This window comes from uncultured Winogradskyella sp., assembly GCF_937958655.1.
Classification (GTDB): domain Bacteria; phylum Bacteroidota; class Bacteroidia; order Flavobacteriales; family Flavobacteriaceae; genus Winogradskyella.
Window position 1 is genome coordinate 1 of sequence record NZ_CALGNH010000051.1, and the last position, 10245, is coordinate 10245.

Below are 10245 nucleotides of genomic sequence, written 5' to 3' on the forward strand. Positions count from 1 at the left end.
CTAAAGCAGCCATACAACCCGTACCAGCAGCTGTTATGGCTTGTCTGTATACACGATCTGCAGCATCACCACTAACAAAAACCCCCTCTACATTGGTTTTACTTGTCCCAGGTACGGCATTTATGATATAACCTGTTTCATCTAATTTTAGATAGTCCTTAAAAATATCTGTATTCGGTTTATGTCCTATAGCTACAAAGAATCCTGTTGCCGGGATTTCAAACTTTTCATTCGTTTTATTGTTAAAAGCTCTAATACCTGTAACTACTTGACCATCACCTAAAACCTCATCGGTTTCTGTATTTAATAAAATCTCAATATTCTCAGTATTTCTAACACGTGCTTCCATAATTTTAGATGCTCTAAATTCATCTCTTCTAATCAACATCGTTACTTTTTTACAAAGTTTGGATAAATAGTGTGCCTCTTCACAGGCAGAATCACCTGCTCCTACGATTACGACTTCTTGGTTTCTGTAGAAAAAACCATCACATACTGCACATGCAGAAACACCACCTCCTAGCTTTAGATACTTTTGTTCTGATGGTAATCCTAAATATTTAGCCGAAGCACCTGTAGATATAATTACCGTAGACGCATGTATCTCTGTTTCTTCATTTACCCAGACTTTATGTATATCTTCAGAAAAATCTACCTTAGTTATCCAACCGTGGCGCACATCAGTACCAAATCGTTCAGCTTGTTTCTGAAGTTGAATCATCATCTCAGGGCCAGTTATGCCATCTGGATATCCTGGGAAGTTCTCAACATCATTAGTCGTCGTTAATTGACCTCCTGGTTGTTCTCCTTGGTATAACACAGGTTCCATGTTGGCTCTAGAGGCATATATAGCTGCAGTATAACCTGCAGGTCCAGAACCTATTATTAAACATTTTACTTTCTCAATTGTATTAGACATATCATAAAGTTTTATTCTAAAACAAAAGTAGGTTTTTTAGATAAATCCTTACATAGAAGTTATCAACACTAGCTACTCTGCTACAACCCTAAATTTATTTTTATATCGTCTTTTTAAAGTCTTAATAATTAAGAGTCAATTAGATAAGTTTAACCCTTAAAAAGATCCTTATATGAGTTCCTAAATTAAACGTACAACTAAATTTTAGATTATTTAATTAATACTGCTATAACCACAAATATCATATGGGGATGTGATTATTAATTTATAATAAAACTTTAGTTTAAATTATTACTATGCTTTAGACACAAAATTAATGGGAAGTAATTACAAGTTTTTAGCAATTTACATTCAATATCCATAACAGACATATGAATATTTGAGAACTATAGACATGGTCTCAACTAAAAAAATGACGTAATCTTAAAAACGGCTTTAAAGGCTATAATTGAAGAAAAGATTATCTATTAAAACTATACTCTTTACGTATTTTTTTAGTTATAAACCTAAAACTGTAATTTTTAAACTTATTATAAATTCGTTTTATACCTTCTGAAGTCATCCAACCGTTATGCGTATTAAATTTTCTAATATTAGCTATGGACATAAAATGATTCTCGCCATTAGCCATACTGTAAACGCCACCATAAAAAGGCAATTGGGTTAACTCAATATTATTATTTAAAACGGTTAGGCGATGATCAAAATATAACATTGGATCAACATTAAAAAAGTAATTAAAAAGTTCTGGTTTTACAATTACAGAACTTCCACACAGGTAACTAAACTTGTAGGTCGCCAATAGAAAAGGTTTTCCGTCTAAGTGGATATATCCATTTTTTGTATACCACCCAGGTAATTCAGTACCGCTCTCATTAACAAATCCTGCAATCTTATTACTAATAAAGTCATCAGAATCTACAGTCATTATATAATCTGTATCAAAATTTTCCGTGGCATAATTAACACCAATCTTTAATTTCCCACCTTTGTCTAACTCACGTCTTCTGTTAAGACTTTTATCACTTTCTGAATCTCTTCTAACTGGTGGTTCAAAATCTACTTCAACATAGTGAATGTTAGGATGTTCAAAATTAATTTGTGGTTTTTCATTACAAACCACAATAACTTTGAAATTTTGATCTGTTTGATTACAGATTGAAATTAAGGTTGCTTCAACATATTGACTAAACTTGAGCCAATCAGAAGTAACCTGTTCACTTTTTACAGGTACAATAAATGAAATCATGAGTCGATAGCTTAAAAATCAGTGTAAAAGTAAATATATTAAATGCATCAAAGTTCAAAAATCGTTCAATAACTAAATTAACAGTTAAACTACCATTTTACTGATTTCCAATGTTTTACATTTAAAAAAGTTAATAAAAGTTATAAACAATTTCTCTAGTTTTCTAAAATTTATATTATTTTAAGCTCCAAACGATTCAAACAAAAAAACCCATTTTAAAAAAAATGAGTTTTCGAAAAAAGTCGGGGTGGCAGGATTCGAACCTGCGACCTCCGCGTCCCAAACGCGGCGCGATAACCGGGCTACGCTACACCCCGAAAATGATTATCAATTGAGGTGTGCAAATATAGAATTTTTCTTCATAATCAAATAACAATTTTCTAACTTTAGACAGTATTAAATAGTTCTTTTTAAATATGAAGAAAACACTTAGCCTTATCATTATACTAATCAGCACCTTATCGTGTGCTCAAGACAAAAATCCTGTAAATACAAAAAATGATTATAAAGTTATCGTTTCAGACTTAGACATTCCTTGGGGATTTGTATTTCTGCCCGATGGGTCTTTATTAATAAATGAAAAGGCAGGTCAGCTCATACATTTTAAAAATGGTAAAAAAACAATAATTTCGGGATTACCATTAATTCATTTTAGCGGTCAGGGCGGTTTATTAGATATTGTTTTGCACCCTAATTATAAAGTCAATAAATGGATTTATTTTTCGTACGCCACAGCCAGCGGAAAAGAAAATGGCGCTAATACTGCAGTAGCAAGGGCAAAACTGAAAGGGAATACGCTAATAGATTTTGAAGTTTTATACAAAGCCGAACCAAATTCTAAAAAGGGACAACATTTTGGATCTCGTTTAGTTTTTGATAAAAAAGGCTATTTATATTTTACGATTGGAGATCGTGGAGATAGAGATTTAAACCCGCAAGATATCTCAAGAGACTGTGGTAAAGTGTACCGCATCAATGATGATGGTAGCATACCTAAGGACAATCCATTTCATAATCAACCAAGTGCAAAAAAAGCTGTTTATTCCTATGGACACAGAAATCCACAAGGCATGGTGCTTCATCCCAAGACAGAAGAAATCTGGACTCATGAGCATGGCCCTAGAGGCGGAGATGAAATTAATATTATTAAAAAAGGCAAAAATTATGGCTGGCCAATTATTAGTTATGGTATTAATTATAGCGGCACAACATTTACAGAGCTCACAGAAAAAGAAGGTATGGAGCAACCTTTACATTACTGGACGCCGTCAATCGCTCCAAGTGGTATGGCTTTTATTAATAGTACTAAATATGGTAATTGGCAAGGAAACCTATTAGTGGGCTCTTTAAAATTTCAATATTTAGATATGTGTACTTTAAAAGACAATACAATTATTAAAGAAGAACGGCTTTTAGATGGCTTAGGTAGAGTACGATCAATTGAGCAAGGACCAGATGGTTACATATATGTAGGTATTGAAAATTTAGGAATTGTAAAATTAATTCGGAAAAATTAAAACAGCTCTACTAAAAAAAAGGTAGTTATTTTGATCTTTAACCATCAATTACAATAAACAAAAAGCATGCTATAGGCTAGCTCTAATTCGCTAAATTTGTATAACAAATTAATCTAAAACGTAATAATGCTTATAATTGGAATAGCTGGCGGAACAGGATGTGGTAAAACCACAGTTGTAAATACTATTTTAAATGAACTCTCCGAAGCCGAGGTAGACGTTATATCCCAAGATTCATATTACAAAGACACTACACACTTAAGCTACGATGAACGTGTGAAAATAAATTTTGATCATCCAAAATCAATAGATTTTGATTTATTAAAAACACATATTAAAGCCCTTAAAAGCGGAAACTCAATTGAGCAACCCGTATATTCCTTTGTGGAGCACAATCGTACAGGAGAAACACTAACTTTAAAACCCAGAAAGGTTATAATTGTAGAAGGTATTTTAATTTTAACTAACCCAGAATTAAGAACCTTATTTGACATTAAAATATTTGTACACGCAGACTCTGACGAACGTTTAATTAGACGACTTAAGCGCGATATTTCTGAGCGCGGTAGAGACATTAACGAAGTCTTAACTCGGTATCAAAACACACTAAAACCAATGCACCAGCAATTTATTGAGCCTATGAAAGAATATGCTGACATCATCATCCCAAACAATAAATACAACACTGTTGCCGTAGATATCGTTAAAACTATAATTAACGAGCGCTTGTAATGAAATATTTAAAAAACATATCTGCCATAGTTCTTATCTTGTTTATAATATGGATGTTATTTTTTGATGCACACTCCCTTCGATATCATTACGAATTAAATAAAGACATAGAAGAGTTAGAGTACCAAAAAGACCATTACAAAAACGAAATGGCAAAAGACAATAAAGCCATAGAAGAATTAAGTACCGATGAAGGTATAGAGCGTGCTGCACGCGAAAATTATTATATGAAAAAACCTAATGAAGACATCTTCATTATAGAATATGAAGACAGCATAGCCAAACAAAAAACGCATGAGTAAATTTTTATTTAACGATTTTGAAGCTGTATCTTCAAAGGCTTGGAAACAAAAAATACAGTTCGACTTAAAAGGTGCAGATTATAATGACGCCCTAATCTGGAAAAATAACGAAGGCATTAACGTTAGGCCATTTTATCATTCTGATCAGTTTAACACCTTACCAGACATTTCCCAGAGTAAAGCAACAAAATGGAAAATATGCCAAACCATTAACGTAAATAATGCAAAGGATGCCAATGCTAAGGCGATCGACGCAATAAATCGTGGTGCCGAGAGCATCCAGTTCAAAATTTTAGATGAAAATATTTCTATTGAAGCGTTATTTCAAAATATAAATACCGCAACTATCCCAATTGATATTAAATGTGGTTTTCTTTCTGAGAATTTTATAAGTAATGTACTGTCTTTGACTTTAGACTCAAAACAATCATCACAAGTTTACATTCATACTGATATTATTAATCATTTAGCTAAAAGTGGTAATTGGTACAAAAATCTAAAAGATGACCAAACTAAGTTTAAAAGTAGCTTTAAACAGACCCATCAATTAAGCGTAGATATTAGCCTATATCAAAATGCAGGAGCTACAATAATACAACAGCTAGCCTATGGTTTAGCCCACACCAACGAATACTTAAATTATCTTGAAAATAACCTTAAAGATAAAACACAGCAACACCTTTGTGTCACTTTTAATGTTACTGTAGGTTCAAACTACTTCTTCGAAATTGCCAAACTTAGAGCCTTACGTCAACTTTGGAGCACATTAGCAAACGAATATGGTATTAATACCAATTGTAGAATCTTTGCCACACCAAGTAAACGAAACAAAACCATTTACGATTACAACGTAAACATGCTTCGTACTACCACAGAATGTATGAGCGCTATTTTAGGTGGTGCTAATATAATTTCAAATTTACCATACGATAACCTTTACCATAAATCAAATGAATTTGGAGATCGTATTGCCCGAAATCAATTACTCGTTTTAAAAGAAGAAAGCTACTTTAACAAGGTTAATAACCCAGCAGATGGAGCTTATTATATCGAAAATTTAACCCAACAATTAGCGCAAAAAGGATTAGATCTTTTTAAAAATATTGAAGCCAATGGAGGTTTTTTAAGACAGCTAAAACAAGGTACAATTCAACGAAAAATAAAAGAAAACGCTACTAAAGAACAGAGAGATTTTGATGCTGAAAAATTAATACTTTTAGGGACTAACAAACATCAAAATCCTACTGATAAAATGAAAAATGAGCTAGAATTTAGCCCATTTTTAAAAAAAGAAAAGCGTAAAACTTTAATTGAACCTATAATTAAAAATAGATTGTCTGAAAAATTGGAAATCAACAGGTTAAAAAAAGAATAAATTATGGTATTGAGAAAAACTATAGTGCTAATTTTAGTGGTTTCACAACTCTTTTTAACCGCGTGTATGGAGGTCGCTAAAGAAGTTTTAGATTGGACACAAATTGAAGATATAAATGACATAGAAGGGCAAACACATGTACTAGATGACGATGCCATTAAACTATTTCTGCCAAGTACCTTTAAAAAATTTTCTTCAATAGACTATTTAAAATTATTAGACTCATTAGTTACCGATAACAAAAATTTAGAAATTGAAAGGTTACGATTTAGAAATATTAGAAAAATGGATGGCAATCATTACATTTTTTTTGACCATTCAATTAATGCCTCTTACATTATAAATTCAATTCCATACACACCTATTTCTAGACAAGACGCTAAGTATATTTTAGGAATCATAAGGCAAAGTCAAAATAAAGTTTCAGAAACCACCGATTTAAAATTTACAAAAATTACTGCCAAGCATAACGACAACGGAAAGACTCAAATTTTTAAAGGCATTTTTAAACTCGAAAATCCTAAGCTAAATCAACAAGCCTTTCAGCATGCCTATTTTATTTCTTCAAATAAAAAAACAGTAATTATAAATTTAATAGCCCCTTTTGAAGTCAATTTTGACCCTTTCCTAGAAAAAATGATATTATGACCAGAAAAAATCTTCAACACCTTACGCTTAACACTTCGGGTAGTGCATCTAAAAACGAGGAAGATCACTTTCTTACAGCAGAAGGTATTTCAATAGAGCCCACCTACTCAAAAAAGGATATAGAAGACTTAGAGCACCTAGATTTTGTTGCTGGCATTGCTCCAAATCTTCGTGGCCCATATTCTACAATGTATGTGCGCAGACCTTGGACGATTAGACAGTATGCAGGCTTTTCAACAGCCGAAGAGAGCAATGCTTTTTACAGACGTAATCTTGCTGCAGGACAAAAAGGCCTGTCGGTTGCGTTTGACCTCGCTACGCACAGAGGCTTCGACTCAGATCACGAGCGTGTCATTGGTGATGTTGGTAAAGCAGGCGTTGCAATAGATTCCGTTGAGGACATGAAGATTTTGTTCAATCAAATTCCATTAGATAAAATGTCGGTTTCTATGACCATGAATGGTGCTGTTCTACCTATTATGGCCTTCTACATCGTAGCCGCAGAAGAACAGGGTATAAAACCAGAGCAACTTGCTGGCACTATTCAAAATGATATCTTAAAAGAGTTTATGGTGCGTAATACGTACATCTACCCACCTACTCCATCCATGAAAATCATTTCAGACATATTTGAATACACCAGTAAACACATGCCGCGTTTTAATAGTATAAGCATTTCAGGATATCACATGCAAGAGGCAGGTGCTACTTGCGATATTGAATTGGCCTACACCTTAGCAGATGGGCTTGAGTATATTAGAAAAGGTTTAGCTGCTGGCATGGATATAGACACCTTTGCACCTCGTCTGTCTTTTTTTTGGGCAATAGGTATGAATCATTTTATGGAAATCGCTAAAATGCGCGCTGCACGTATGTTATGGGCTAAGCTTGTAAAGCAATTTAACCCAAAGAACCCTAAGTCATTAGCTCTGAGAACGCACTGCCAAACCTCTGGCTGGAGTTTAACCGAACAAGATCCCTTTAATAATGTTGCAAGAACTTGTATAGAAGCTGCTGCTGCTGCCTTTGGAGGCACACAAAGCTTACACACTAACGCTTTAGATGAGGCCATAGCTCTACCAACCGATTTTTCTGCGCGCATAGCACGTAACACACAAATCTATCTACAGCAAGAAACCCATATCACTAAAACTGTTGACCCATGGGCAGGCAGCTATTATCTTGAAAGTTTAACCAACGCTATTGCACAAAAAGCTTGGCAATTAATTGAGGAAGTTGAAGAACTAGGTGGTATGACCAAAGCTATTGAAGCTGGGATTCCAAAATTAAGAATTGAGGAAGCTGCCGCTAGAAAACAAGCACGTATAGATTCTGGCCAAGATACCATTGTAGGCGTTAATAAATATCAACTTAAAGAGGAAGACGCTCTACATATCTTAGAAGTAGATAACCAAACCGTTCGTCGTCAACAAATAGAACGTTTAAACCAAATAAAATCTAGCAGAAATAAAGCCAATGTTGCTTACGCACTTTCAAAATTAACTGAAGCTGCAAAGACAGGTCAGGAGAATTTATTAGCTTTAGCCGTAAATGCAGCTAGAGAACGTGCAACTCTAGGTGAAATAAGTGATGCTTTAGAAGCTGAGTTTGGACGCTATAAAGCACAAATAAAATCATTTAGCGGAGTGTATAGTAAAGAAATAAAAGACGATAAAAGCTTTCAAAAAGCAAGAACTTTAGCAGACCAGTTTGCTGAGCAAGATGGTCGACGTCCTCGTATTATGATTGCTAAAATGGGACAAGATGGGCATGATCGTGGTGCTAAAGTAGTTGCCACAGGCTATGCCGATGTTGGGTTTGATGTAGATATAGGACCATTATTTCAAACTCCAAAAGAAGCTGCAAAGCAAGCCGTAGAAAATGATGTTCATATATTAGGTGTATCCTCTCTTGCTGCTGGTCATAAAACATTGGTTCCGCAAGTTATTGAAGAACTTAAAGCCTATGGCAGAGATGACATTATGGTTATCGTTGGCGGAGTTATACCAAAACAAGATTATCAATATCTTTTTGATACTGGTGCCGTTGCTATATTTGGTCCTGGCACTAAGATTAGCGATGCTGCCATACAAATTTTACAAATTTTAATTGATTAACCACAGCACTTTATTAGCTATTTTATTAAAGCAAAAAAATAACTAAACAAATAGTTAAAGTATTGTTATTCATTTCTACAACAAGGATTTATATTTAAATTAGAGGAATTAATTAATTTCCTAATTTAAAACCATCAATCAATGAAAACAAGACTTCCTAAAGTGTTTCAAGCACTTTTTACAAGTATTTTACTTGTAATTTTTACCGCAAACGCACAAACCAAAACGGTTGAAAAACAAATCACAGGAGCTGTTCCCTCAGAAGCTTTACCAATTACGCCAGATGTTAAAATTGGTAAACTTGCCAACGGTCTCACCTATTACATTCAGAATAATGGGAAACCAGAAGATAAAGTAGAACTGCGACTAGCTATTAAAGCAGGCTCTATTTTAGAAACCGACGACCAAGTTGGTTTGGCTCATTTTATGGAGCACATGAATTTTAATGGTACTACAAATTTTAAAAAGAATGAATTGGTAGATTACCTCCAAAGTATTGGTGTAGAGTTTGGCGCTGACCTTAATGCTTATACTGGTTTTGACCAAACGGTTTATATTCTGCCCATACCAAGTGATGATCCCGAAAAATTGAATAAAGGATTTCAAATCTTACAAGATTGGGCAGGTAACGCATTATTAACCGCAGACGATATTGACGATGAACGTGGTGTGGTTATAGAAGAATACAGAACACGTTTGGGCGCAGCAACCAGAATGCAGTCTAAATACTTAGATAAGATTGCTTACAAATCTAAGTATGCAAAACGTTTACCAATTGGTACAAAAGAAAACATTGAAACCTTTGATTATGAGAGCCTCAGGAATTTTCAAAAAGACTGGTACCGACCAAACCTAATGGCTGTTATTGCCGTGGGTGATTTAGATGTTGAAACGCTAGAACAAAAAATAAAAGAAAACTTTAGTGGTTTAACAAACCCTGAAAACCCTAAACCAAGAGAAGAATTTTACTCTGAAAATCATGAAGGTACTTTTGTAGCCATAGAATGGGATGAAGAAGCTACAGGCTCTCAAGTTCAAATTTATTACAAAGACAAAGGCAACCCAAAAAAAACGAAAACTGTAGCAGATTACAGAGATAACATGGTGGAAGGTCTGTTTGATCAAATGATTAATAATAGACTGGCAGAATATAGCAACAAACCCAATCCACCTTTTATTTATGGATTCTCATATAAAGGTGGCATTATTGGTAATAAGCAGGCCTACCAATCCTTTGCACAAACTAATGAAAAAGGCCAATTAGATGCTTTAAAAACGCTCTTAGAAGAGAACGAGCGTGTAAAACGTTACGGGTTTAAGGCTTCAGAACTAGAGCGTGCAAAGAAGGATTATCTCGCAAGACTAGAGCGTCAGTTTAAGAATAAA

At 34.1% G+C, this 10245-nt stretch carries 9 protein-coding genes and 1 tRNA gene; 7 read left to right on the top strand and 3 right to left on the bottom strand.

Annotation, left to right across the window (positions count from 1 at the left end; all coding sequences use genetic code 11):
- From trxB to Q0800_RS10100, 3 genes are all read right to left on the bottom strand, one after another.
- On the bottom strand, positions 1 to 919 hold a 919-nt coding region (gene trxB, locus Q0800_RS10090), incomplete at its 3' end, for a thioredoxin-disulfide reductase (protein ID WP_299129284.1).
- Between the two features lie 460 nt (positions 920 to 1379).
- On the bottom strand, positions 1380 to 2168 hold the full coding sequence (locus Q0800_RS10095) for a glycosyltransferase family A protein (protein ID WP_299129285.1): 789 nt from the start codon (positions 2166 to 2168) through the stop codon (positions 1380 to 1382).
- Positions 2169 to 2410: 242 nt separating this feature from the next.
- A tRNA-Pro gene (locus Q0800_RS10100) sits at positions 2411 to 2485 on the bottom strand.
- Between the two features lie 99 nt (positions 2486 to 2584).
- Between Q0800_RS10100 and Q0800_RS10105 the strand changes: the two genes are divergently transcribed.
- From Q0800_RS10105 to Q0800_RS10135, 7 genes are all read left to right on the top strand, one after another.
- On the top strand, positions 2585 to 3685 hold the full coding sequence (locus Q0800_RS10105; RefSeq protein WP_299129286.1) for a PQQ-dependent sugar dehydrogenase: 1101 nt from the start codon (positions 2585 to 2587) through the stop codon (positions 3683 to 3685).
- Between the two features lie 126 nt (positions 3686 to 3811).
- Positions 3812 to 4417: a uridine kinase gene (gene udk, locus Q0800_RS10110; RefSeq protein ID WP_299129287.1), complete on the top strand. Its 606-nt coding sequence runs from the start codon at positions 3812 to 3814 to the stop codon at positions 4415 to 4417.
- Positions 4417 to 4719, top strand: a complete 303-nt coding sequence (locus Q0800_RS10115; RefSeq protein WP_299129288.1) for a septum formation initiator family protein — start codon at positions 4417 to 4419, stop codon at positions 4717 to 4719. Before udk ends, Q0800_RS10115 begins: the two co-directional genes overlap by 1 nt.
- Positions 4712 to 6094 (top strand): methylmalonyl-CoA mutase subunit beta, encoded by a 1383-nt coding sequence (locus Q0800_RS10120; protein ID WP_299129289.1) that lies wholly within the window; start codon positions 4712 to 4714, stop codon positions 6092 to 6094. The genes Q0800_RS10115 and Q0800_RS10120 overlap by 8 nt, the downstream gene beginning before the upstream one ends.
- 3 nt (positions 6095 to 6097) lie before the next feature.
- Entirely contained in the window at positions 6098 to 6742 is a 645-nt protein-coding gene (locus Q0800_RS10125) for a hypothetical protein (RefSeq protein ID WP_299129290.1), read from the top strand.
- Positions 6739 to 8859 (top strand): methylmalonyl-CoA mutase, encoded by a 2121-nt coding sequence (gene scpA / locus Q0800_RS10130; RefSeq protein WP_299129291.1) that lies wholly within the window; start codon positions 6739 to 6741, stop codon positions 8857 to 8859. Before Q0800_RS10125 ends, scpA begins: the two co-directional genes overlap by 4 nt.
- A 141-nt stretch (positions 8860 to 9000) precedes the next feature.
- Positions 9001 to 10245: pitrilysin family protein (locus Q0800_RS10135; protein WP_299129292.1), on the top strand; the 1245-nt coding region annotated here is incomplete at its 3' end.

Excerpts from the sequence above, each read along its gene's own strand:
- Q0800_RS10095 (WP_299129285.1), bottom strand. The coding sequence starts at position 2,168 with ATGATTTCATTTATTGTACCTGTAAAAAGTGAACAGGTTACTTCTGAT.
- Q0800_RS10105 (WP_299129286.1), top strand. The coding sequence starts at position 2,585 with ATGAAGAAAACACTTAGCCTTATCATTATACTAATCAGCACCTTATCG.
- udk (WP_299129287.1), top strand. The coding sequence starts at position 3,812 with ATGCTTATAATTGGAATAGCTGGCGGAACAGGATGTGGTAAAACCACA.
- Q0800_RS10115 (WP_299129288.1), top strand. The coding sequence starts at position 4,417 with ATGAAATATTTAAAAAACATATCTGCCATAGTTCTTATCTTGTTTATA.
- Q0800_RS10120 (WP_299129289.1), top strand. The coding sequence starts at position 4,712 with ATGAGTAAATTTTTATTTAACGATTTTGAAGCTGTATCTTCAAAGGCT.
- Q0800_RS10125 (WP_299129290.1), top strand. The coding sequence starts at position 6,098 with ATGGTATTGAGAAAAACTATAGTGCTAATTTTAGTGGTTTCACAACTC.
- scpA (WP_299129291.1), top strand. The coding sequence starts at position 6,739 with ATGACCAGAAAAAATCTTCAACACCTTACGCTTAACACTTCGGGTAGT.